A 24074-nucleotide genomic window follows, 5' to 3' on the forward strand; every position below is an offset into this window, starting at 1 on the left:
ACGTCGTCGGGCCGATCACCCGTGTCCCCAACCGGTTGATCACCCCTGCCCCGAAGAACCCCACGACCTGACCGGGAGTACGCCCTCGTGGCCACGTTCCTCTACAAAGTCGGCCGGCTGGCCTTCAGGCGACGGCACTTCGTCGCCCTCATCTGGATCGCCCTGTTGACGCTCGCGGGAGTCGGCGCGGCCAACGCGCCCGCCGCGGGCTCCACCTCCTTCTCCATCCCCGGGACCGAGGCCCAGAAGGCCTTCGACCTGCTCGACCAGCGCTTCCCCGGCTCCAGTTCGAACGGCGCCACCGCGCGGGTCGTCTTCAAGGCGCCGAGCGGCGAGAAGATGACCGACGCCGGCAACAAGGCGACCGTCGAGAAGACGGTGAAGGAGCTGGCCGACGGCTCCGAGGTCGTCTCCGTCACCGACCCGTTCACCACGAACGCCGTGAGCAAGGACGGGACGGTCGCGTACGCCTCGGTGAAGTACGACGTCGCCGGCGTGGCACTCAAGGACTCCAGCAAGAACGCCCTGGAGGACACCGCGACCGAGGCCCGCGCCACCGGGCTGACCGTCGACGTCGGCGGTGACGCGCTCCAGGCCGCCGCGGAGATGGGCGTCGGGGAGATCATCGGTATCGCCCTGGCCGCCGTCGTCCTCCTCATCACCCTGGGCTCGCTGGTCTCGGCCGGCCTGCCGCTGCTGACGGCGATCATCGGGGTGGGGATCGGCGTTTCGACGATCACGGTCCTGGCGAAGGCGCTGGACCTGGGATCGACGACCTCGACGCTGGCGTTGATGATCGGCCTCGCCGTCGGCATCGACTACGCGCTGTTCATCGTGTCCCGCTACCGGGCCGAACTGGCCGAGGGCCGGGAACGCGAGGAGGCGGCCGGCCGGGCCGTCGGCACCGCGGGCTCGGCGGTGGTCTTCGCCGGTCTCACGGTCGTCATCGCGCTGGCCGGACTCTCGGTCGTCAACGTGCCGATGCTGACCAAGATGGGTCTCGCGGCGGCGGGCACGGTCGTGGTCGCGGTGCTCATCGCCCTGACCATGATCCCCGCGCTGCTCGGCTACGCGGGCCGCAGGATCAGGCCCACCGGCGAGAAGGCCACGTGGCTGGGCGGCGGCAGCGCCAAGGAAGCGGCCAAGGCGGCCAGGCCGAACATGGGCACGCGCTGGGCGAGCTTCGTCGTACGGCGTCCCGTCGCCGTCCTGGTCCTCAGCGTGCTCGGCCTCGGCGCGATAGCGCTCCCGGCCAGCCAGCTCCAGCTGGGCCTGCCCGACGACAGCTCACAGCCGACGTCCACCACCCAGCGACGGGCCTACGACCTCCTCGCGGAGGGCTTCGGCCCCGGCTTCAACGGCCCGCTGATGATCGTCGTGGACGCCAGGAACAGCGACGCGCCCAAGGCCGCCGCCACCGCGGTGACCGACAGGATCAAGACCCTCGACGACGTCGTCTCGGTCAGCCCGGCCGCGTTCAACAAGGCCGGTGACACCGCGACGATCACCGTCGTGCCCGACTCCAAACCGTCGTCGGTCACCACCGAGGACCTGGTGCACACCATCCGCGACGAGGGCGCCGGCATCAAGGCCGACACCGACGCGCAGGTGCTGGTCACCGGCACCACGGCGATGAACATCGACTTCTCGCAGAAGCTCAACGACGCCCTGATCCCGTACCTGGCCCTGGTGGTGGGCCTCGCCTTCCTGCTCCTGATCGTGGTCTTCCGCTCGATCCTGGTCCCGCTGAAGGCGGCCCTCGGCTTCCTGCTCAGCGTGCTCGCCTCGCTCGGTGCCGTCGTCGCGGTCTTCCAGTGGGGCTGGCTGTCGGGCCTGATCGGCGTGGAGGAGACCGGGCCGATCATGTCGATGATGCCGATCTTCCTGGTGGGCGTGGTCTTCGGCCTCGCGATGGACTACGAGGTGTTCCTCGTGACCCGGATGCGCGAGGCGTACGTCCACGGCGAGAAGCCCAGCCAGGCCGTCGTCACCGGGTTCAAGCACGGTGCCCGGGTCGTCACCGCCGCGGCGGTCATCATGATGGCCGTCTTCGCGGGCTTCATCACCTCCAGCGAGTCCATGGTCAAGATGATCGGCTTCGGGCTCGCGATCGCCGTCTTCTTCGACGCGTTCGTGGTCCGCATGGCGATCGTCCCCGCGGTGCTCGCCCTGCTCGGGAAGCGGGCGTGGTGGCTGCCGAAGTGGCTGGACCGGGTACTGCCCAACGTGGACGTCGAGGGCGAGGGCCTGCGCAAGCTCGACGCCAAGGACTCGGATCCCGATGAGGACCGGGAGTTGGTCCGGGCCTGAGGCGGCTGCCGCGAGGCACTGAGGCACCGGACAACCGATCTGCCGCGCCACCGTGTTCGGGTGGCGCGGCAGATCGCGTCGGTGACAGGGTGACGGGCGTGACAGCACTGGACGAACTGGTGCGGCTGCTCGGCCCGTCGACCGTGGCACGGGAACCGTCCGTCGACGACTGGACCGAGGTCGAGGCGTACGTCGCCTCGGCACTGCCCACCGACTTCAAGGCGTTTCTCGACGCCTACGGCACGGGTGTGATCTGCGACGAACTGGTGGTCTTCCACCCGCGGGGCGCCGGCCCGCTCCTGGACAGGATGCGGCAGATCCACGAGACGTTCGGCAGGAGCCGGCGCCGCAACCCGAACCTCCACCCGTTCCCCTTCCACCCGGAACCCGGCGGCCTGATCTCCTGGGGCTACGACCACTCGGGCAACGAGCACTTCTTTAAGCCGATCTGAGCCGAGCCGAGCCGATGTCAGTGGGCGGGATTAGCGTGTTGAGCATGACCACACTCGCAGAACGCCCCCACACCGCTTTGCTGTTGATCGACGTCCAGGTCGCCGTCGTGGCCGACGCGTACGAGCGTGACGCGGTCGTCGCGAACATCGCCGCGCTCGTCGACAGGGCACGCGAGGAAGACGTCCCGGTCGTCTGGGTCCAGCACTCCGACGAGCAGGTGACGAAGGGCAGCGACGGATGGCGGTACGTCCCCGAACTGACCCGCCGCGAGCAGGAGCCCCTGGTCCACAAGCTCTACCCCGACTCCTTCGACGACACCACCCTGGAGGAGGCGCTGGCAGCCGCCCGGGTCGGACGCCTGGTGGTGGCCGGCGCGTCCACCGACGCGTGCATCCGCTCCACGATCCACAGCGCGTTCGTACGCGGCTACGACGTGACACTCGTCGGCGACGCCCACACCACGTCGGACCTGAGCAAGTGGGGTGCGCCGCCGCCGGAGCAGGTCATCGCCCACACGAACCTCTACTGGAAGTACCACACGGGCCCGGGTCGCACGGCGGGAGTCGAGGCGACGAAGGACGTCGTACTCGGGAGCTGAACCCCTCTCGGCCCTCGCTCACCTCGATACGGAGCGTTCCGGCGACGATGTGGGTGACCCGGTCCAACGGGAGCCCCCGAGCGCGGAGTTGCTCCGTGGCGAGCAGCCGGGCGAAGTGGACGTCGGGCCGCCCGCTTCTTGGCGAGTGTCGTGCTTCCGCGTCCCGAGTAAAGGGCGCTACGCGTCGCCTGCGGCGATTCCGCTTCGCTCCACCCTTGACTCGCGCCGGGTGGGCTCAGCGGCCAACGGCCGGTGGGGACACCCGCATTGAGGGCGGGGCTCGAAGGTGGGGATGGGGGGTGCTGGAAGCTGGGGTCATTTCTAACCTGTGACGTGCCATGTGAGTAGTTAGTCCAAGACCCAGCTTCCAGCACCCCCCACGTCGGCATCTCCCGCGCCACCCCCCACCCACCGGCGGTTGGCCGCCGAGACGGCCCGGCGAGCCGGCGAGGCGCAGACACGCCCCTGTCGCACCCCGACACTGGCGAAGAAGCGAGTGGCCCCATGCTCAGAACTCAGTCGCAGGCCCGGTACACCCGCCGCTACCGTGCCCCACATGACCACGAACGACAGCGAAAACATCCACGACTCCGAGGATTCCGGCGCCAACCCCCGTTTCGCCGAGGCCTTGCGGGAGTTGGGTCTCGCCGAGTTGCTCGGCAGTATTCGGCGCTTCCCGGACGCCACCCCTACCGCCGCCGAGGCCGCCGCCGCGATCGGATGCGAGTTGAGTGAGATCTGCAAGTCGTTGATCTTCGCGGCGGACGGGGTACCGGTACTGGTGCTGATGGACGGGGCGTCCCGCGTGGACGTGGAGCTCGTGCGGCGGGAACTCGGCGTCGAGAAGGTCACCCGGGCCAAGGCCGACGTCGTACGGGAGACGACCGGGTACGCCATCGGAGGTGTGCCTCCCTTCGGGCACCGTACGAAGACCCGCGTACTCGCCGACCGGTCCCTGCTCGCGCACGGCGTCGTGTGGGCCGCCGCCGGCAACCCGCATGCCGTGTTCCCCATGGAGCCCAAGGAACTTGTCGCCCACGCCGGTGCCACCCTGGTGGACGTGCGCGAGCAGACCTCGTGACTCCGGGGGCCCGTGGAGGATGCGCGGACGGCGGCCCAACTGGGCTGCGATCGGGGCCGCGTTGACAACCGGGCTGTCGATCGCCGCGTACACCGCCCCAACGGGCTCGGGCGGGCATCGGGGTCCTCGTTCGGGTACATCGCCTGGCTGCTGGCCGCCCAGGGCTGGATGATCCCGGCCTGCGCTCTTCACCTCCGACGCGATCAACTCCCGCCCGACCTACGCCCGTTCTCACCCCAGAGTGAGCCATCGGATGCCCAGACGGTCGACGTCCGATGCTTCGTCCCTGGTGATCGGCTCGCGCCCCGTCGCCTTGCGCAGGAAGCGCAGTTGCCCCCAACCCAGTTTCTCCAGCGTCGCTGTCCCATCCGGGCCGAGCAGAAGACCCTGTACCACATCCGCGGCCTGGGAAGTCAGCCACGGTTCGCGTCCCAGGGCGTCGGCCAGGTCCAGGCCGTGCACGGCGACCTCGACCACGCGCGTCAGCAGGAACTCCGACAGGAGCATCGGGTCGCCGTGCCGGGTGCGCACCACACGCCCCTCGGGCTCGGCCCGGCACAGTCGGTCCACCTGTTGCCAAGTGACGTTGAAGTCGTCGACGAGCGCGGCGCCGCTGAGCTGTTCGGCCGCATGGTCTTGGGCCAGAGCGATCCGAGCCGCGTTGGTGTCCGGGGCGAAACGGCTGTCGGGCCGGTAGTACTCCACTGCGGAGACCTCGGCACGGGTCGGTGCCGGCGCGGCCAGCATGTCCGGCAGCCAGGCAATCACCACCCGGACGTGAGCCAGCAAGTCGCTCACTTTCCACGGGGCACACCGCGTCGGCAGACGCCATTCGGCTGTCGAGACCTCAGCCATCGCCCGCGTGAGCTGCCTCGCCTCCAGACGAAACGCTTCAACTACCCGCCCCTGGTCCATGCCGGTAAAGCTACTCGGCCTGGGTACAGATCTGCGTCGGCGACGTCTCGTGGCCGGAATCGGGCTGATGCTGCAGGCGGGTTGACCGTTCCTTCACCGGGCTTGCCTACGACTTGACGAACCGTTTCATGGGCGTTCAGACGGCTGTCTGTGTCTGTGATGTGTGGTGCCCCTAGGGTCCCTGAGGATGCGAGAGAAGGGGGCTCATGGAGAGACGCCACGCGGTCCGGGCCGGCGGGATCACCAAGTGCTTCGGCGATGTCGTCGCGCTCGACGGTGTCGATCTGGAGGTGACGCAGGGGCAGATCCATGGTCTCGTCGGGCCGAACGGGGCCGGGAAGACCACCTTGCTGGGTCTGTTGCTGGGGTTGGCCGTCGCCGACGGCGGGCGGCTGGAGATCCTGGGTACGCCGGTCGGGCGGGCGTTCGCCGCTCCCGACGGTGTCGCCGGGTTCGTGGACGGGCCCGGGCTCTATCCCTCGCTCACCGCCCGGCAGAACCTCGCCGCGCTGGCCGCTCTTCGGGGCCATGACGCACGGACCGCGGGGATCGACGACGTGCTCGACCAGGTCGGGCTCACCGATGTCGCCGACGACCGGGCCCGCGGGTTCTCGCTCGGGATGCGGCAGCGGCTCGGGCTCGCCGCCGCGCTGCTCACCAAACCCCGGCTGCTCGTGCTCGACGAACCGTCCAACGGCCTTGATCCGGCGGGCAAGAGACATGTGCACGGGGTGCTCAGCAGACTCGCCGCCGGCGGGACCGGCGTGGTGCTCTCCAGCCATCGTATGGACGACCTGGAGGCGCTGTGTTCCGAGGTCACCATCCTCGCCACCGGACGGGTCGTGTTCTCCGGGCCGTTGAGCAAGCTGGCCGCCGAGAGCCGTGAACTCGACTACCGGTTGCGGACGTCCGACCCCGGGGCCGCGCGTGCGCTTGCCGCCGGCACAGCCGGCATCCGGATCGTCGACGACAGCGGCGTGCGGCCGGACGCCGAGGTGCTCGTCGTGCGCGCGCTGACACCCGCCCTCGACGAACTGGTGGCCCGGCTCGTGCGGTCGGGCATCGCGGTACGTGAACTCGCCCCCGTCATATCGCCGTTGGAGGCCGCGTTCCTCGCCCTCACCGATCAGGAACAGAGGGAACAGCGGCAGGAGGCCGGTCGATGAGCGCGACCGTCGTTGCCGAACATGTCGCCCCCGCCCGTCGCGTCTCCGTCGCGCGCAGCTACCGCTTCGAACTCGTCAAGCTGGTCTCGCAGTGGCGCATCCGCCTGTTGGTACTTGCCTGTTGGGTCGCGCCGGCGCTCTTCGTCGCCGGGGTGAGCCGGCAGAGCACCCTCCCCTCCGACACTCTCTTCGGGCGCTGGATGCATGCGACGGGGTGGGCCGGGCCGCTGGTCATGCTGGGGTTCGCGGGTAGTTGGGCGCTCCCGCTGCTCACCTCGCTCGTCGCCGGTGACGTGTTCGCCGCCGAGGACCGGCTCGGCACCTGGCGTCATCTGCTGGTGGCGGTCCGTTCGCCCGCGCGGATCTTCGTGGCGAAGGCACTGGCCAGCCTCACCGTCATCCTGGTGCTGGTGGCCGGGCTGGCCGGGTCCAGTGCCGCCGGTGGGCTCGTGGCGGTCGGCGACCAGCCGCTCGTCGGTCTCGACGGTCATCTGCTGGCGCCGGGGGACGCGGCCGGGCGGGTGCTCCTTGCCTGGCTTGTCGCCCTCGCGCCGACCCTGGCGCTCGCCGCGATCGGACTCCTCGGGTCGGTCGCGCTGGGGCGGTCCTCGATGGGGCTGCTGCTGCCCGTTCTGGTCGCGCTCGCGATGCAGGTCGCCCAGATGCTGCCGCTGCCCGTCGCCGTGCGCCTCGCCCTCCCCGGCTACGCCTTCATCGCCTGGAACGGTTTGTTCACCAGCCCGGCCCAGCTCGCCCCGCTCCTGACCGCCGTCGCGGTCAGCCTGGCATGGGCCCTCCTCGCGACCGCGCTGGCCCATCTCCTGTTCGTACGGCGGGACTTCACCAACCCGGCCTACGACGGATCCGGGCGCCGCGCGTTCACCTTCGGCGTGCTGCCGCTGGCCGCGCTGACCGCCGTCACCGTGGGGGCGGTCGCCGCGGCGACGCCGTCGACGGGCTCCGGGATCGAGCAGGACAAGGTGCAGAAGTCCCTCGCGACGGTGTTCGCGCATCTGTATCGCCAGCAGACCGAGCAGCTGCACCGGCCCGCCGTCACCGAGGCGCAGCTGCGGACCTCGGCGGCGTGCACCAAGAGCGACGGCCAGGCCGCGCAGGAGGGCGCGGGCAACGACTGGCGCTGCGTCGTGAGCTGGCATCTCCCCGGGGTCGCGGTCACGGGGACGGCGGTCTACCAGCTCGACATCACCTCGGACGGGCGGTTCGTGGCGGACGGCGACGGTCCCAAGGAGGTCAACGGCTACTTCCTGGTACGGACTTCGACCGGTGACGCCCCGAATCCGCTGTGGCAGTTCGACGGCAACGTCGAGCTGCTCGACACCCACTGAAGGGAACAGTTCCGTGCAGGTAACTCGCCAGCGTCGGATCAGCGAGAAGAAACAGGTCAACCTCTTCGGCAGACACGTCGGCCGCCGGGCACTGCTGGTGACGACCGGTATCGCGGTCGCCCTCGGCGTCACGGGCACGGCGGTCGCCTCGACGTACCAGTTCGGCACCCAGCAGGTCGGCCAGACCACCGCCAACGGCCAGGTCATCTCCAGCGACCAGTACATCAAGCCGTACGGCACCCGTACCGTCATCAACGACGGCAAGATCATGTCGTCGACGGTCAGCCCGGACGGCACCCGTCTCGCGGCCTCGATCGCCGACGGCGACGCCTCTCTGGTGGTCATGGACCTGACTACCGGTCAGGTGAAGCAGAAGATCGGCACCAACGCGGCGGACGACCTGCGCATCAGCAGCGGCTCCGTAGGCCAGGAGGGCCCGACCTACTCGCCCGACGGCAAGCAGCTGTGGCTGGGGCAGGCCAATGGCTACACCAGGTTCACCGTCAACGCCGACGGCACCCTCGCGAGCCCCACGGCCGTCCCGATCGCCGCGGACGGTGCCAAGCAGGCGCTGGTGGGCGCGGCCGTGTTCTCCGCCGACGGCTCCACCGTGTACTCCGCGGTCAACGGCCAGAACAAGGTGGTCGCCATCGACGCGGCGACCGGAACCATCAAGCAGAGCTGGGCAGTTGGCACCGCCCCGCGCGGAATCGCCCTGGTCGGCGGCACGTTGTACGTCAGCAACGAGGGCGGGCGCCCGGCGAAGGCCGGCGACACCACCATCAACTCCTACGGGACGGATGTTCCGGCGAATCCCGACACCGGCGCCAGCACCACCGGCACGGTCAGCGTCATCGACACCGCCGACCCCTCCGCCGCCGTCGGCACCATCGCCGTAGGACTGCACCCGACCGCCGTGTACGCGAGCAAGGGCGCGGTGTTCGTCACCAACACCGCCGACAACAGCGTGTCCGTCATCGACACCCGCAAGGACAGGGTCGTCCAGACGATCGCCACCCAGCCGTGGCCCGAGGCGTCGGTCGGCTACGAGCCGAACGCGGTGACGCTCACCGACGACGGCCGGCTGCTGGTCACGCTCGGGCGCGCCAACGCGGTCGCCGTCTACCGCTACAACTCCCCGCAGCAGCCCGCCCGTTACGTCGGCCTGCTCCCCACGGACTACTACCCCTCGGGGATCAGCGCGGTCGGCAAGCAGGTCGTCGTCGCCAACACCCGTGGCGTGGACGCGCTGCGCCCCGACGCCGCCGGCCACAACACCCACGACACGACGTCGAGCCTGACCCGGTTCACGCTGCCCAGCGACCTCGTCGTCAGGTCGCAGACGGCCAAGGTCTTCAGGCAGAACGGCTGGACGCGCGACTCGGTCACCACGGCCGGGGGCAGGGGCAGGAGCCACGCCAAGGCCGTCCCGGTCCCGGCCCGGCTCGGCGACCCCTCGACGATCAAGCACGTCTTCCTGCTCGTCAAGGAGAACCGCACCTACGACCAGGTCTTCGGCGACCTCCCGCAGGGCGACGGCAACGCCTCGCTCACCCAGTTCGGCGAGAACGTGACGCCCAACCAGCACGCGCTGGCCGAGCAGTTCGGGCTCTACGACAACTTCTACGACATCGGCACCAACTCCGCCGAGGGCCACAACTGGCTGATGCAGTCGGACAACCCGGAGTACACCGAGTCCTCGGCCGGCGAGTACACGCGCAGCTACGACACCGAGAACGACGTCCTGGGCCACCAGAAGACCGGGTTCATCTGGACCGGCGCGCAGGCGGCCGGCAAGTCCGTCAAGGACTTCGGCGAGTTCCAGTCGCTGGAGACCAAGCCGTCCGGCGCGACCTGGCAGAACCTGTACTGCGACAGCAAGAACATGGCCGCGACCGGAGCGCAGACCGCCTACCCCATCCAGACGGGCTCGGCGATCCCCTCCCTCAACAACGTGTCGGTGCAGGGCTTCCCGCTGTTCGACCTCAGCGTCCCGGACATCTACAAAGAGCAGATCTGGCAGCAGGACTTCGACAAGAACGGCCCGGCGAACCTGAACATGTTCTGGTTCTCCAACGACCACACCGGCGGCCCCGCGAACGCGGCGGCCGAGGTCGCCGACAACGACCTCGCGGTCGGCAGGATGGTCGACAGGATCACGCACAGCTCGTCCTGGAAGGACTCGGCGATCTTCGTCGTCGAGGACGACTCCCAGGCCGGCCTCGACCACGTCGACGGCCACCGCGCCCCGGTCCAGGTCATCAGCCCGTACGCCAACCACGGCACGGTCGACAACCACTACTACTCGCAGATCACGATGGTCCGCACGATCGAGCAGATCCTCGGCATCCACCCGATGAACCAGCTCGACAGCGCGGCCACCCCGATGTACGGGGCGTTCACGGACAAGGCCGACGACACCCCGTTCACGGCGGTCCCCAACCGGACCTCGCTGACCCTCGGGGTGAGCCCGCAGCCGTCCTGCGGCTCGGACACCCCGGCGGCCCAGGACACCGCCGCGGCACCCGCGCCGACGTCCGTGTCGGTACCGGCGGCCGAGAAGGCCCTCGCGGCCCAGTGGAAGACCTGGGCCTCGCACCAGCGGCTGACCGGCCCGCACGCCGTGCCCGACTACGCCAACCCCACCCAGATGAACCGTTACACCTGGTACCAGACCCACAACTGGACCAAGCCGTACCCCGGCGACAGCACGCTCTACGCGCCGAACGACGTACCGGGCGCCTACCTCCCGTCGTCGGAGTCCGACGGCTGACCGAGTCCCGGCCCGGCAACGGCCCCTGTCCGGCATCGCCGCCGGTCAGGGGTCGCACGGCCACCGCGTCCACCGCGAACCCGGCCCGGTCCGGTCCGGCTATCTCAAGGACGCCCGTACCGCCTTCACCAGTGCCTGCGCCCTCGGATCCGCCGTCACGCTCTTGCGGAAGCCGTTCGTGACATAGCCGAGCGCGATGCCCGACTCCGGGTCGGCGAAGCCCAGCGCGCCGCCCCGGCCCGGGTGACCGAAGGAGCCGTCCGACAGCAACGGGGACGCGCTGCCGTGCAGCATGTATCCCAGGCCGAAACGCGTGCCCACCACCAGTACCCGATCCGGTCCCGACGAGCGTTCCGTGCGGGCCAGTCGGACCGTCTCCGGGGTGAACAGCCGTGTCCCGCCGTCCACTTCGCCGATCAGGGACGCGTAGAAACGGGCCAGGCCGTCCGCCGTCGCGATGCCGTTCGACGCGGGGAGTACGGCCGCCCGGTACGCCGGGTCGTTCTCGTCCGGCATCGGCGTGATCGCCCCGAACGCGCGCCGGGTGAGGGAGCCGGGGTTCGCGTACGCCGCGGAGACCGACCGCTTGGGGCGCATGCGCAACGCGCCCGCGTCCGCCGGAGCCGGGGCGGCCTCGACCTGCGCCACCCGGCCCACCCGAGCCGTCTCACCGGCCGGCAGACCCACCCACAGGTCCGCCCCGACCGGGCCCGCGATCTCGTCCGCGATCCACTCACCGATGGACCGTCCGGTCACCCGCCGGACCAGCTCACCCGTCAGCCAGCTGTACGTCTGCGCGTGGTACCCGTGATCCGTGCCCGGCTCCCACACCGGCGCCTGCGCCGCCACGGCCTCCGCGCCCCGCACCGGATCGGCGGCCTGCACCGGGGTCAGCGGCCGGTCCAGCACCGGCACCCCCGCGCGATGCGCGAGCAGCTGCCACACCAGCGTCCGCTCCTTGCCCGCCGCCTTGTACTCCGGCCAGTACGCACCCACCGGAGCGTCCGGATCCAGCTCCCCGCGCTGCGCCAGCAGGAGCAGTGCGGCGGCGGCCACGCCCTTCGTCGCCGAGCGGACGATCTGGGCCGTGTCCCGCTGCCAGGGCGCGGTGCCGTCGACGTCCTTCGTGCCGGCCCACAGGTCCACGACCCGGTGCCCGTCCCGGTACACCGTCACCGCCGCGCCCCGGTCCCCGAGCAGCTCGAAGTTCCGTACGAACGCCTCCCCGACCGGCTCGAAGCCCTCGGCCACCACGCCGTTCACGTCCACGTCCGCGCTCCTCGTTCCGCCGTCGGGCCCCTCTCTCAACCAAGCAGGATCGTCACGTCGATGTTCCCGCGGGTCGCGTTCGAGTACGGGCAGACCTCGTGGGCCGCGTCCACCAGCTTCGCCGCGATGCCCGGGTCGAGGACCGGCAGGGACACGCTCAGGGCGACCGCGAGGCCGTAGCCCTTCTGGTTGTTGGGGCCGATGCCGACCTTCGCGGCGACCGTGGAACCGGTCAGGTCGAAGCCGGCCCGGCGGCCGACGAGGACCAGCGCGTTGTGGAAGCAGGAGCTGTAGCCGGCCGCGAACAGCTGCTCGGGGTTCGTGCCGTTGCCGTCGCCGCCCAGGGCCGGGGGCATCGCGACCCGGAGGGCGAGCTGGCCGTCCTGGCTGCTGACATAGCCGTCCCGGCCGCCGTGGGCGGTGGCCTCGGCGACGTACATGATCTTCGTCGGGCGGGTGTCGACGGCGGTGTCAGCGGTGTCGTCGGTCATGGCGGGACCTCCCCCGGAGCGGAAACACGAGAGCGCGCAACTACATCGTGCACAAGATACTGGCGGGTAGGTCGACCCTCTGTGGCAGGGGGTGGAAACCGCCGGTAACCCGAGGCCGGCGGGTCAGCGGGCCCGTTCCGCCGCCGCCCCGGCCCGTTCCGCCAGCCGCCACAGCTCCTCGCGCAGCCGGACGACCTCCGCCGTCTCCAGCTCCGTCGCCGCCAGCAGCGCACCCGGCACCCGCGCCGCCCGCTCCCTGAGAGCCGTACCGCGCTCCGTGCACGCGACCAGTACCGAACGCTCGTCGTGCGCCGCCCGCTCCCGGCGCACGAACCCCGCCGCCTCCAGGCGCTTCAGCAGCGGGGACACCGTGCCGTAGTCGAGGCGCAGGGCGGTCGCCAGGTCCTTGACCGGGGTCTCGCCGCGCTCCCACAGGACGAGGAGGACGAGGTACTGCGGGTAGGTCAGCTCCAGCTCGTCGAGGAGCGGGCGGTACGCGGCCGTCAGCGCACGCTGGGCCGCGTACAGGGCGAAGCACAACTGCTCGTCGAGGCGCAGCGACCCGGCAGCAACCGTATGGTCCTCGTTCGTCACGCGCCCATTGTCACGGACCGCGGGTCGAACCCGAAGGGCAACTCCAGGCGACGGGCCTCGTGCACCGCGGCTCCCCTGGATGTGAGATCTGTCGCCCCGGAGGGCGCTCCCGAGAAAATATGCGACATTGGGGTAGTGGAAGCGGATGCATAGCTTTCACACAGGTCACTCAGCGTAAGGGGCCGCCCGATGTCCGTAGTCGAACAGTACGCGCGAGCCCATATCGTCACCGACGAGGACGTGGACCGGCTGGACCGCGACGCGGTCCCCGTCATCCTGCGGTACGACCCCGAAGCCGATCCGCGCGCGGTCCGTATCGACCTGCCCGGACCGCACGAATGGACCTTCTCCCGCTCCCTGCTGGAACAGGGGCTGCGCGCCCCCGCCGGCAGCGGCGAGGTACGGGTGTGGCCGTGCGGGCGGGTGCAGGCCGTCGTCGAGTTCCACTCCGAACAGGGCGTCTCCGTCGTCCAGTTCGAGACGAAGACGATCATGCGATTCCTGCGGCGGACCTATATGGCCGCCGCGCCGATCGCGTCCTGAACCTCAGCCCCCGAGACTGCTGCCCAGCTTGAGCAGCGCCGCCACGATCGGACCCGCCGTGTCGCCGCCGTGGCCGCCCGCCTGGACCACGCCGGCGGCGACCAGGTCGCCCTTGTACGCGGTGAACCAGCCGTTGGGCTTCTTCTGGCCGTCGACCTCCGCCGAGCCCGTCTTCGCGCCGTAGTCCGGACCGAGACCGGCCATCGCCTTCGCCGCCGTGCCGTAGGCCGCCGTGTACTGCATGACCTCCTTCAGCTCGGACTGCGTCGTCGAGGACATCGTGCGGGAGGCCTTCGCGAGCGTGCGGTTGTCGACCGTCGGGGAGACCAGGTACGGCTGGTGGAAGGTGCCCGCGTCGACCGTGGAGGCGACCGACGCCATGTTCAGCGGGTTCATGCGGACCCCGCCCTGCCCGATCAGCGAGGCGCCCATCTGCGCGCCGCTCTGCACCGGGACCGAGCCGTCGAAGCTGGGGACGCCGATGGCCCAGTTGTCCATGCCGAGGCCGTAGACCTGCTGGGCCTCCGTCGTCAGGTCGCTGTTGGACAGCTTGGGCGCGAAGTTGATGAAGGCGTTGTTGCAGGAGGCCGCGAAGGCCAGCTTGAACGAGCCCTTCTTGATCTCCGAGTCGTCGTCGTTGTGGAAGGTCCAGCCCGCCAGCTTGTACGTCTTGGGGCAGGGGTGCGACGCGTCCGGGGTGATCAGGTTCTTCTCGAAGAGCATCGTCGACGTCACGATCTTCATCGTGGAACCGGGGGCGAGGGAGCCCTGGAAGGCCACGTTGAAGCCGTGCGAGGCGTTCGCGACGGCCAGGATCTCGCCGGTCGACGGGCGCATCATCACGACCGAGGAGTTCTTCTGCTTGTCGACCTGCGTCTCGGCCGCCGCCTGGAGCGTCGGGCTGAGCGTCGTCTTCACCTTGCCCGGGGTGCCCTTGCTCAGCTCCAGCAGCGTCTTGTCGGACTCCTTGGACTGCTTGCCCCGGACCACCCGCAGCTCGATGCCCGCCTTGCCGCCGGCCTTCTTGCCGAACTTCTCCCGCAGCCCGTCCAGCACCGGGCCCAGCGACGGGTACTTGGCCGTCGTCAGCTCGCCGCCGGCACGGTCGTAGGCCTTGATCGGCGGGGTGCCCGACTCGCCGGTGACCAGGGTGTCGCCGTCCGCGAGGTCCGGGTGGACGACGGAGGCGTGCCACTGGACGTACGGCCTGCCGTCCTTCGCGCTGCGCACGACGGTGAGCGAAGTGGCGTACGTCATCGGCTTGGTGATGCCCTTGTACGACACCGTGCACTTCACGGAGAAGGGGACCTTGGTGCCCGCGCGGACGCCCTCGGTGACGGTGATGCCCGTCATGTGGGCGTTCTTCGTGTAGCCGGTGAGCAGCGCGGTGGCCGCCGTCGCCTTGTCGGTCGCGGCGGCGGCCTGGGCGACCCTGCCCTGCTGCCAGTCGGCGAGGAACCGCTTCGCGGTCGTCTGCACCTCGGTCGCCGACAGCGGGCCCGTCTTGACGGCCTTGTGGTCGGCGCCCTGGGTGCGCGCCTCGGCGGACGCCCCGCCGTCGTACAGCGCGTAGGCGCCGACGCCCGCGCCGACGACGGCCACGGCGATCACTCCGCCGACCAGGGCGGGTCTCGCCTTCCGCCGCTCGGCGGCGACCTTCTTCTTGCCCCTCGTGCCCACAGTTCCCGATCCTCCGCGAATCCCTTGGGGCCCCCGTCGTCACTCGGCCCTGTTCTGCCCTCACACGCCCCAACGACGGGGCACACCTTAGAGTCCCGTCCTGTGCGGGTGAGTTCCCGTCTCACGGGGGTGAGTTCAGCCACTCGCCGCCAGGACGGCGCGGACGATCGGGCCCGCGGCGTCGATGCCGTGGCCGCCGTCCTGGGTCATCGCCGCCGCCGAGACGTCGCCCCGGTAGCCGGTGAACCAGCTGTTGGACTTGGCCTGCCCGTCCACCTCGGCGGAACCCGTCTTCGCGCCGATGTCCGGGCCGAGCCCCGCCATGACGCCCGCCGCGGTGCCGCTGGTCGCGGTGCGGTACATCATCGCCCGCAGCTGGGCCGACGTATTCGCCGACAGGCCCTGCGCGGTGGCCAGTCGGCGGTCGTCGAGGCTCCGCGCGACGAGCACCGGCTGGCGGAACGTGCCCGTCTTCGCGGTCGCCGTCACCGACGCCATGTTCAGCGGGCTCAGCTGCACCTGGCCTTGCCCGATCAGGTTGGCCGCGGTGTCGGGGCCGCCGGACGCGGGCACCGAGCCGTCGAAGGACGGGATGCCCGTCTTCCAGTTGTCCCGGCCCAGCCCGAAGCGGTCCTCGGCCTCCTTGGTCAGGGAGTCGACCTCGACCGAGTCGGCGAACTTCACGAACGCGGTGTTGCAGGAGCGGGCGAAACTGTCGGCGAGCGTCGCGCCCTCGTCCGGCTTGAGGCCCGTCAGGTTGTGGAACGTCTGCTCCTGCCAGACCGCGGTGGTCGGGCAGGGCGCCGGGCCGGTCATCGTCGTGAGCCCGGTGTCGATGAGCGTGGCGGCGCTGATGATCTTCATGGTCGAGCCGGGCGCCAGCTTCCCCAGGAACGCGGCGTTGAAGCCGTCGTCGCGGTGGTTGGCGATCGCCAGTACCTGCCCGGTGCTCGGCTGCAGGGCCACGACGGACGACTCCGCGTACTTCGTCACGGCCTTCTCGGCGGCGGCCTGGACGCCCGCGCTGAGCGTCGTGCGCACCGTGCCCGCCTTGCCCTTCTCCAGGGTCAGCAGCGTGGTGTCCGCCGAGTCCGCGGCCTCGTGCTTGATCGACAGCTCGATACCGGGCGTACCGCCCGCCACGGCACCGTACTTGGCACGCAGCTCGTCCAGGATCGGCCCCAGCGACGGATACTTCTCCTTGGTCAGCTCGGACCCGTTCCGGTCCACGGCCTCGATCGCCGGGCTCTCGGACTCCCCGGTGACGAAGGTGTCGCCGGCCTTCAACTCCGGGTGCACGACGGACGGTTCCCAGTCGACGAGCGCCCGCCCGGTGGTCTTCCCGCGCACGACGGTCAGCCGGCTCTTGTAGCTGAGCGGCTTGTCGATTCCCTTGTACGACACCGTCGCCCGCACGCCGAACGGCACGGTGGCCCCGGTCGCCGCACCGGGTGTGATCCTCACCTCGGTGAGGTGGCCGGACCCGCTGAACGACTCCAGTACGGGGTCGGCGGCGGCGTCGTTGTTCGTGTACGTCGCGGCGGTCGCCGACTCGCCGCTCTGCCAGGCCGCGAAGAACTTCCCCGTCGTCTCCTTGACCTCGGCGGCACTCGGCGGCCCGGTCTTCACGGGCGCGGGCCCACTCGACCCGCCGACCCCGGAACTGCCGCCCAGCGCGGACACGAGGTTGTAGGCCCCGTACCCCGCCCCCGACACCATCACGGCGAACACACTGCCGATGACGGTGACCTTGACCCCCTTGCGCATCGCGCGGTCCCTTCCCCGTTACCAGTCCTTCGCACTGTAGGTGGCGTGGGGGAAAGCTGTGAGGGGTGTTGCTTTTTGTTGTCCTAACGGAGATCGGCTGACTGAATCACGCCCTTCGCCGGGCCGCGTACCGGCTAGACCCAGGTGTCCAGCCACATCCGCGACCGCCACTGGTCGATGGGGATCGCCGTGCCCGTGTACAGCGGCCAGAAGTAGATGAAGTTCCACGTGATCAGCAGCATCAGCACGCCCGCGCCCACCGCGCCCACGACCCGGCGGGTGTCGTCGGAGCCGGGTGGGCCGATGAGCGCGCCGATCAGCATCGCGACCGCGAGGCAGAGGAAGGGGAGGAAGACGATGGAGTAGAAGAAGAAGATCGTGCGGTCCTGGTACAGGAACCAGGGGAGGTAGCCGGCCGCGACGCCGCAGGCGATCGCGCCCGCGCGCCAGTCGCGGCGGAACGCCCAGCGCCACAGGACGTACAGCAGCGCGAAGCAGGCCGCCCACCACAGGAGCGGGGTGCCGATGGCGAGGACCTCGCGGGCGCACTTCTCGCCGGCGCTCGCCGGGCAGCCGTCGGAGCCGGGTGAGGGGGACTCGTAGAAGTACGAGACCGGGCGGCCGTCGACGAGCCAGCTCCACGGGTTGGACATGTAGGTGTGCGGGGAGTGCAGGCCGACGTTGAACTCGTAGACCTCGTGCTCGTAGTGCCACAGGCTGCGCGCCCAGTCCGGCATGAACTGGCTCCAGAAGCCGCCCTTGCCGTCGGTGGCCGCCCAGTTGCGGAAGTAGCCGCCGGTGCCGTTGGCGGGGGAGAGGATCCAGCCGAGCCAGGACAGGAGGTACACGGAGATCGCGACCGGGACCATGAGCGCGACAAGGAACAGGTCGTACTTCAGGGCCGCGACGTACGGGCGGCGGGCGCCCGCGACCCTGCGGGAGCCGACGTCCCACAGCAGCGTCATCACCATGAAGGCCGCCGCGATGTAGAGGCCGTTCCACTTGGTGCCGATGGCGAGGCCGAGCAGGAGGCACGCCGCCCAGCGCCAGGGGCGCAGGCCGAGGAACAGGGTGTCGGCGGTGTGCGCGTCCGGGCGGACCCGGCCGTCGGCGTCCACCGGCAGCGCCGCCGCGAGTTTCTCCCTGGCCCTGTCCCTGTCCAGTAGCAGGCAGCCGAACGCGGCCACCACGAAGAACATCAGCACACCGTCGAGCAGCGAGGTGCGGGCCATCACGAAGGCGAGGCCGTCGAGCGACATCAGGACGCCCGCCACGCAGCCCAGGAACGTGGAGCGGAACAGACGGCGGCCGATGCGGCACAGCATCAGGACGGCCAGCGTGCCGAGCAGCGCCGTCATGAAGCGCCAGCCGAACGGGTTGAAGCCGAAGATCAGCTCACCCAGCCCGATGACGTACTTGCCGACCGGCGGGTGCACGACGTAGGCCGCGTCCGAGGGGATGGTGACGTGGCCGTTGTGCTGAAGGATGAGGTCGTTGGCGTTCTTGTCCCAGTTGACCTCGAAGCCGCGGTGGACCAGCGCCCACGCGTCCTTCGCGTAGTACGTCTCGTCGAATATCACCGCCTTCGGGCTGCCCAGGTGGTAGAAGCGCAGCACGCCCGCCATGAGCGTGACCAGCAGCGGGCCGCCCCAGCCCGACCAGCGGGTGACGCGGTCGACGAGCGCCGGCGACAGGCCGAGCGCCGCCCACAGCCGGGGGCTGGGCTCCGCGTACGGCGGCACCAGCCGGTCCCGTACGTCGCTTCTGGGCCCCGCCGCATATCCGAATCGGCGCAGCCGCTGCTGCCACGACGGCCGCTGCTCGTGCGGGGCCTGCCCTTGCCGGGTGTCCGTGGAGGACGCGGTACTGGTCACCGCGCCATCGTAGGGAACCGCGCTGTGTGAGTCCCGTGCATGGGCGGTCTCGGTCCGGATGCGTCCGCAGATGTCGGCCCCTGCGAGGATGGGGGCGTGACTGGAACCCTTGTACTGGCGGGCACCCCCATCGGCGACATGCAGGACGCGCCGCCCCGGCTCGCCGAGGAGCTGACCGGCGCCGACGTGGTCGCCGCCGAGGACACCCGGCGGCTGCGGCGGCTCACGCAGGCGCTCGGGGTGCAGCCCAAGGGGCGGGTCGTGTCGTACTTCGAGGGCAACGAGGCCGCGCGGACGCCCGAGCTGGTCGAGGCGCTGGTGGGCGGGGCGCGCGTGCTCCTTGTGACCGACGCCGGGATGCCGTCGGTGTCCGACCCGGGGTACCGGCTGGTCGCCGCCGCGGTGGAGCGGGACATCAGGGTGACCGCCGTACCGGGGCCGTCCGCCGTGCTCACCGCGCTCGCGCTGTCGGGGCTGCCGGTGGACCGGTTCTGCTTCGAGGGGTTCCTGCCGAGGAAGGCCGGCGAGCGCTTGTCGCGGCTGCGGGAGGTGGCCGGTGAGCGGCGCACCCTCGTGTACTTCGAGGCGCCGCACCGGCTCGACGACACCCTCGCCGCGATGGCCGAGGTGTTCGGCGCCGAGCGGCGGGCCGCCGTGTGCCGGGAGCTGACCAAGACGTACGAGGAGATCAAGCGCGGCCCGGTCGGCGAGCTGGCCGCGTGGGCGGCGGAGGGTGTGAGAGGGGAGATCACCGTCGTCGTCGAGGGCGCCCCCGAGAAGGCCGAGGAACTCGGCGCCGACGAGCTGGTACGCCGGGTGCGGGTGCGTGAGGAGGCGGGGGAGCGGCGCAAGGAGGCGATCGCCGCGGTGGCGGTCGAAGCGGGCGTTCCCAAGCGTGCGGTGTTCGATGCGGTGGTCGCGGCGAAGAGTGCGCAAAAACCCGTCTGACCTGCGGGAAGGGTTCCTCTGAGCGGGGAGCTGTTCCTATGAGCGCGCGCCCCATGGCGGGGCAAAGCACGGTCAGCGAATGCACATGCCGGACCGCCTTGGTGGGGCGATTCGACAAGGAAAGTCCAAATCGCCTCCAACAGTCGACAGGTCTGATGCGTTCGCCCTGCCGGAGGCGTCCACTTGATTGAGGGACGTACCCGTCCCTCGCCTCCACTGAGAGTTCCGGGGGGAATCCTCTCGCCGGAGGCGCTAGTCCAGCGGAAAGCAAGCAGGAGCTGGCATGAGTGAGATCGCAGGGCAGACCGGCCTTCGTGGCGCTGCCACCGCCGTGGTCAACGAGTCGTACTCCTTCGCCTGCATGCGGTGCGGGCACGGCTGGGAGCAGGCGTACGAGATAGAGCACCACGTCGACACCGACGGCCACCAGTTCGTGATGTACGTGGCGGAGGGCCAGGTCGTGCCGTCGCCGCTGAGTCGCCCCGCCTGCCTCAACTGCGACGGGCACGTCGTGCGCATCATGCGGGCGGGCCAGGTGTCGTCGGTGCGGGAGGCCGCGCAGCGGCAGTACCAGGCACCGCGGCCCCGGACGGCGGCAGCGGCAGACGCGGCTACGGCCGCGGAGGGCGGCGGCGCGGACGGCGATGCCGCCGTGACCCCGCTGCCGGAACCCCGCGAACACCACTGGCACCTCTCCGATCTCCTGCACCCGTTCCACCGCAGGGCGAGCTGACCGGCTCCCACGACCGGGCGGGCATGCCCCTTTCGTAGGATCGGGGCATGCCTTCCTCCAGCGGCAGCGAGAAGAACGCTGCACCGCCGCTCCCGGAACCCCTCCGGGTGCCCGTCGCCGACTCCCACACCCACCTCGACATGCAGTCCGGCACGGTGGGCGAGGCTCTCGCCAAGGCCGCGTCGGTCGGTGTCACCACGCTCATCCAGGTCGGCTGCGACCTGAAGGGCTCCCGCTGGGCCGCCGAGACGGCCGCCCGCTACGAGGCCGTCCACGCGACGGTCGCGCTGCACCCGAACGAGGCCCCGCGCATAGTCCACGGGGACCCCGACGGTTGGTCGAGGCAGGGCGCACGAGTCCCCGGCGGCGACGCGGCCCTCGACGAGGCACTCGCCGAGATCGACCGTCTCGCCGGGTTGCCGCAGGTCAAGGGCGTCGGCGAGACCGGCCTCGACTACTTCCGCACCGGCCCCGAGGGCAAGGCCGCACAGGAACTCTCCTTCCGCGCGCACATCGAGATCGCCAAGCGGCACGGCAAGGCCCTGGTCATCCACGACCGCGACGCCCACGCCGACGTCCTGCGCGTCCTCAAGGAGGAGGGCGCTCCCGAGCGGACCGTCTTCCACTGCTACTCCGGCGACGCCGAGATGGCCGAACTCTGCGCCCGCGCCGGGTACTTCATGTCGTTCGCCGGCACCGTCACCTTCAAGAACGCCCAGAACCTGCGGGACGCGCTCGCGGTGGCCCCCCTCGAACTGGTCCTGGTGGAGACCGACGCCCCCTTCCTGACCCCGGCCCCGTACCGCGGACGGCCCAACGCGCCCTATCTCGTTCCGGTCACGGTGCGCGCCATGGCGGCCGTCCGGGACCTCGGTGAGGACGCGCTGGCGACGGCCCTGGCGGCGAACACGGCCCGAGCCTTCGGCTATTGAGGCTTCACCGATGCCCGGCGCCCCTTTCGAACACAACCCTGAGTAGTCGCGCCGCTTTGGAGAGTGACGGTCGCTCCGCTAGGTTCTGTTGGCCCGATCCGGACCCTTCTGGCCTTCTGGAGCGTGTCGGCGTGAGCAACTACGAGACCTACGAGACCTACGAGACGTACGACCGCGGTGTGCGCGCCGATGTGTACACCGACGGCCCCACCGAGGTGTACGAGGACACGTACCGGCCCGCCTACGAGGCGCACGAACCCGTGTTCCCGCGCCAGGCGGTGAGCGAGGCGCCGGGGCGCGCGGAGCGCAGACGAAGAGCCGAGCGCACCGGCTCGACGGCCTCGACCATGCGGCGGCTGGTACCGCAGGCGCTGGTCGTCGCGGTCCTCGCCGGCGGCACCACCGCGTTCGTCGCCAAGGACAAGGCGATCGAGCTGAACGTCGACGGCAGGCCGCGCACCCTGCACACCTTCGCCGACGACGTCACCGAACTCCTCGCCCAGCAGGGCGTCGACGTGGGCGAACACGACGTGGTGGCACCCGGCCCGGACACGGCCCTCGCCAGCGGCGACGAGGTCGCGGTGCGCTACGGCCGCCCCGTGCGGCTCACGATCGACGGGCAGCGGCGCGAGGTGTGGACCACGGCGCGCACGGTCGACGGGGCGCTCGAACAGCTCGGGGTGCGCGCGGAAGGGGCGTACGTGTCGACCTCGCGCTCCCAGCCGATCGGCCGCGCCGGGCTCGCGCTCGACGTGCGCACCGAACGCACCGTCACGATCATGGCCGACGGCCGCGCCCGCACGATCCGTACCAACGCGGCGACGGTCGGCGAGGCGGTCGACGAGGCCGGTATCGGCCTGCACGGCGAGGACACCACCTCGGTACCGCCCGACAGCTTCCCGCGGGACGGCCAGACGATCACGGTCCTGCGTGTCACCGGGACGCGCGAGATCCGCGAGGAGGCGATCCCCTTCGAGGTGGAACGCGCCGACGACCCCACCCTCTTCAAGGGCACGGAGGTCGTCGAACGCGCCGGCCAGCCGGGCCTGCGCCGGGTCACCTACGCCCTGCGCACGGTCAACGGCGTCAAGGAGAAGCCCCGCCGGATCGACGACGACCTGGTGCGGGAACCCCGCTCGCAGTTGGTGAAGGTCGGCACGAAACCCCTCCCCACCTCGGTACAGGGCGCCGACCAACTGAACTGGCACGGCCTCGCGACCTGCGAGTCGGGCGGTCGCCCCGGCGCGGTCGACCCCTCCGGCACCTACGGCGGCCTCTACCAGTTCGACACCCACACCTGGCACAGCCTCGGCGGCACGGGCCGCCCGCAGGACGCGAGCGCGGAAGAACAGACCTTGCGCGCGAAGAGGCTGTACGTAAGACGGGGTTCAAGCCCCTGGCCGCACTGTGGAACAAGGCTGCACGGCTGATGGATCGGGGGCGCAGCCCCCATCCTTCAGGGGCGCGGGGCTGCATCGATTTGCGGCTCCGCCGCGTGGGCGCGACCAGCCACGACGGACCGGCAGACGAAGAACGGCCCGTAACCTAGATGACGTGAGCAGCAACCCCGACGCCCTCCTGGGCCCCGCCGAAGTCCGTGAACTCGCGGCAGCCCTGGGCGTACGCCCCACCAAACAGCGCGGCCAGAACTTCGTGATCGACGCGAACACGGTCCGCCGTATCGTCCGCACCGCAGACGTCCGCCCCGACGACGTGGTCGTGGAGGTGGGCCCCGGCCTCGGCTCGCTCACCCTCGCGCTGCTGGAGGTCGCCGACCGCGTCACCGCCGTGGAGATCGACGACACCCTCGCGAGCGCACTGCCGGCGACAGTGACCGCCCGCATGCCCGACCGGGCCGACCGCTTCGCACTCGTCCACTCCGACGCGATGCAGGTGACGGAGTTGCCGGGCCCGCCCCCGACCGCGCTGGTCGCCAACCTCCCTTACAACGTGGCCGTACCGGTCCTTCTCCACATGCTGGAGCACTTCCCGAGCATCGAGCGCACACTGGTGATGGTCCAGGCGGAGGTCGCCGACCGGCTGGCCGCGCCGCCCGGTTCGAAGGTGTACGGCGTCCCGTCCGTGAAGGCGAACTGGTACGCCGAGGTCAAGCGGGCCGGCTCCATCGGCCGTACGGTCTTCTGGCCCGCACCGAACGTGGACAGCGGGCTCGTGGCACTCACCCGCAGGACCGAGCCGCCGAAGACCACCGCCACGAGGCGCGAGGTGTTCGCCGTGGTCGACGCGGCCTTCGCACAGCGCCGCAAGACGCTGCGGGCGGCGCTCGCGGGCTGGGCGGGCTCGGCGGCGGCGGCGGAGATCGCCATCGTCGCTGCCGGGGTGTCGCCGCAGGCACGCGGGGAGTCACTGACGGTCGAGGAGTTCGCGCGGATCGCGGAGAACAAGCCGACCGGAACCGAGGTCACCACACACGCGGGTACCGAACGCGAGGCGGGCACGGCGGAGAACGCGGGTGGCGTCGGGGCCGGCGACGCCCTGCGCGCGAGCGGCCCGGCGGAGGCAGTGAGCGCCGGTCGGGCGGGCAACGCCCCGAGCGCGAGCCGTGCGGCGGAGACCGCGAACACCGTCCGACCCGGCGAC

19 protein-coding genes and 2 pseudogenes are annotated in these 24074 nt (G+C 70.7%); 14 read left to right on the forward strand and 7 right to left on the reverse strand.

Going from position 1 to position 24074, the window contains the following annotated elements; all coding sequences use genetic code 11:
• The first annotated feature begins 87 nt into the window (after positions 1-87).
• From ACIQBL_RS00630 to ACIQBL_RS00650, 5 genes and pseudogenes are all read left to right on the forward strand, one after another.
• Positions 88-2310 (forward strand): MMPL family transporter, encoded by a 2223-nt coding sequence (locus tag ACIQBL_RS00630; protein WP_401935311.1) that lies wholly within the window; start codon positions 88-90, stop codon positions 2308-2310.
• Between the two features lie 98 nt (positions 2311-2408).
• Complete coding sequence (locus tag ACIQBL_RS00635; protein WP_401935313.1) at positions 2409-2762, forward strand: hypothetical protein; 354 nt, start codon at positions 2409-2411, stop codon at positions 2760-2762.
• Positions 2763-2806: 44 nt separating this feature from the next.
• Positions 2807-3361 (forward strand): isochorismatase family protein, encoded by a 555-nt coding sequence (locus ACIQBL_RS00640; protein ID WP_401935315.1) that lies wholly within the window; start codon positions 2807-2809, stop codon positions 3359-3361.
• Between the two features lie 556 nt (positions 3362-3917).
• Positions 3918-4442 carry a YbaK/EbsC family protein gene (locus ACIQBL_RS00645; RefSeq protein ID WP_401935317.1) on the forward strand — a complete coding sequence of 175 codons (525 nt, stop codon included), beginning with the start codon at positions 3918-3920 and terminating at the stop codon, positions 4440-4442.
• Positions 4443-4455: 13 nt separating this feature from the next.
• Positions 4456-4670 (forward strand): annotated as a pseudogene (locus ACIQBL_RS00650) (EamA family transporter); the annotation flags it as partial.
• A gap of 3 nt (positions 4671-4673) precedes the next feature.
• Here the strand turns inward: ACIQBL_RS00650 and ACIQBL_RS00655 are convergent.
• The gene (locus ACIQBL_RS00655) at positions 4674-5357 is read right to left on the reverse strand and encodes a maleylpyruvate isomerase N-terminal domain-containing protein (protein ID WP_401935319.1); all 684 of its coding nucleotides are present in this window, start codon (positions 5355-5357) and stop codon (positions 4674-4676) included.
• A gap of 206 nt (positions 5358-5563) precedes the next feature.
• On the opposite strand from ACIQBL_RS00655, the gene ACIQBL_RS00660 reads away from it, so the two are divergent.
• From ACIQBL_RS00660 to ACIQBL_RS00670, 3 genes are read left to right on the forward strand one after another with little or no spacing between them, the layout of a single operon-like run.
• Entirely contained in the window at positions 5564-6523 is a 960-nt protein-coding gene (locus ACIQBL_RS00660) for an ABC transporter ATP-binding protein (RefSeq protein ID WP_401935321.1), read from the forward strand.
• Complete coding sequence (locus ACIQBL_RS00665) at positions 6520-7869, forward strand: ABC transporter permease (protein WP_401935322.1); 1350 nt, start codon at positions 6520-6522, stop codon at positions 7867-7869. Before ACIQBL_RS00660 ends, ACIQBL_RS00665 begins: the two co-directional genes overlap by 4 nt.
• 13 nt (positions 7870-7882) lie before the next feature.
• The gene (locus tag ACIQBL_RS00670; protein ID WP_401935324.1) at positions 7883-10642 is read left to right on the forward strand and encodes an alkaline phosphatase family protein; all 2760 of its coding nucleotides are present in this window, start codon (positions 7883-7885) and stop codon (positions 10640-10642) included.
• A 99-nt stretch (positions 10643-10741) separates the two neighbouring features.
• Here ACIQBL_RS00670 and ACIQBL_RS00675 read toward each other — a convergent pair whose 3' ends face one another.
• The 3 genes from ACIQBL_RS00675 to ACIQBL_RS00685 form a co-directional block, all read right to left on the reverse strand.
• The gene (locus tag ACIQBL_RS00675; protein WP_401935326.1) at positions 10742-11911 is read right to left on the reverse strand and encodes a serine hydrolase domain-containing protein; all 1170 of its coding nucleotides are present in this window, start codon (positions 11909-11911) and stop codon (positions 10742-10744) included.
• 35 nt (positions 11912-11946) lie between these two features.
• Positions 11947-12402: an organic hydroperoxide resistance protein gene (locus ACIQBL_RS00680; protein WP_401935328.1), complete on the reverse strand. Its 456-nt coding sequence runs from the start codon at positions 12400-12402 to the stop codon at positions 11947-11949.
• Positions 12403-12525: 123 nt separating this feature from the next.
• Positions 12526-12996 (reverse strand): MarR family winged helix-turn-helix transcriptional regulator, encoded by a 471-nt coding sequence (locus tag ACIQBL_RS00685; protein WP_401935330.1) that lies wholly within the window; start codon positions 12994-12996, stop codon positions 12526-12528.
• Positions 12997-13185: 189 nt separating this feature from the next.
• On the opposite strand from ACIQBL_RS00685, the gene ACIQBL_RS00690 reads away from it, so the two are divergent.
• Complete coding sequence (locus ACIQBL_RS00690; RefSeq protein ID WP_401935332.1) at positions 13186-13539, forward strand: SsgA family sporulation/cell division regulator; 354 nt, start codon at positions 13186-13188, stop codon at positions 13537-13539.
• Positions 13540-13542: 3 nt separating this feature from the next.
• On the opposite strand, the gene ACIQBL_RS00695 is transcribed toward ACIQBL_RS00690, so the two are convergent.
• The 3 genes from ACIQBL_RS00695 to ACIQBL_RS00705 form a co-directional block, all read right to left on the reverse strand.
• Positions 13543-15219 (reverse strand): penicillin-binding transpeptidase domain-containing protein, encoded by a 1677-nt coding sequence (locus ACIQBL_RS00695; protein WP_401935334.1) that lies wholly within the window; start codon positions 15217-15219, stop codon positions 13543-13545.
• A gap of 135 nt (positions 15220-15354) precedes the next feature.
• Positions 15355-16986 carry a penicillin-binding transpeptidase domain-containing protein gene (locus tag ACIQBL_RS00700; RefSeq protein ID WP_401935336.1) on the reverse strand — a complete coding sequence of 544 codons (1632 nt, stop codon included), beginning with the start codon at positions 16984-16986 and terminating at the stop codon, positions 15355-15357.
• Positions 16987-17120: 134 nt separating this feature from the next.
• Complete coding sequence (locus ACIQBL_RS00705) at positions 17121-18860, reverse strand: dolichyl-phosphate-mannose--protein mannosyltransferase (protein ID WP_401935338.1); 1740 nt, start codon at positions 18858-18860, stop codon at positions 17121-17123.
• Positions 18861-18956: 96 nt separating this feature from the next.
• Between ACIQBL_RS00705 and rsmI the strand changes: the two genes are divergently transcribed.
• The 5 genes and pseudogenes from rsmI to rsmA form a co-directional block, all read left to right on the forward strand.
• Positions 18957-19808 carry a 16S rRNA (cytidine(1402)-2'-O)-methyltransferase gene (gene rsmI / locus ACIQBL_RS00710; RefSeq protein WP_401935340.1) on the forward strand — a complete coding sequence of 284 codons (852 nt, stop codon included), beginning with the start codon at positions 18957-18959 and terminating at the stop codon, positions 19806-19808.
• 283 nt (positions 19809-20091) lie between these two features.
• The gene (locus tag ACIQBL_RS00715) at positions 20092-20541 is read left to right on the forward strand and encodes a hypothetical protein (RefSeq protein WP_401935342.1); all 450 of its coding nucleotides are present in this window, start codon (positions 20092-20094) and stop codon (positions 20539-20541) included.
• 47 nt (positions 20542-20588) lie between these two features.
• On the forward strand, positions 20589-21473 hold the full coding sequence (locus ACIQBL_RS00720) for a TatD family hydrolase (protein ID WP_401935344.1): 885 nt from the start codon (positions 20589-20591) through the stop codon (positions 21471-21473).
• 131 nt (positions 21474-21604) lie between these two features.
• On the forward strand, positions 21605-22903 hold the full coding sequence (locus ACIQBL_RS00725) for a ubiquitin-like domain-containing protein (protein ID WP_401935346.1): 1299 nt from the start codon (positions 21605-21607) through the stop codon (positions 22901-22903).
• A 124-nt stretch (positions 22904-23027) separates the two neighbouring features.
• Positions 23028-23879, forward strand: a pseudogene (gene rsmA / locus ACIQBL_RS00730) (16S rRNA (adenine(1518)-N(6)/adenine(1519)-N(6))-dimethyltransferase RsmA); the annotation flags it as partial.
• Positions 23880-24074 lie beyond the last annotated feature (195 nt).

This window comes from Streptomyces sp. NPDC088350 (assembly GCF_044753545.1).
GTDB lineage: Bacteria > Actinomycetota > Actinomycetes > Streptomycetales > Streptomycetaceae > Streptomyces.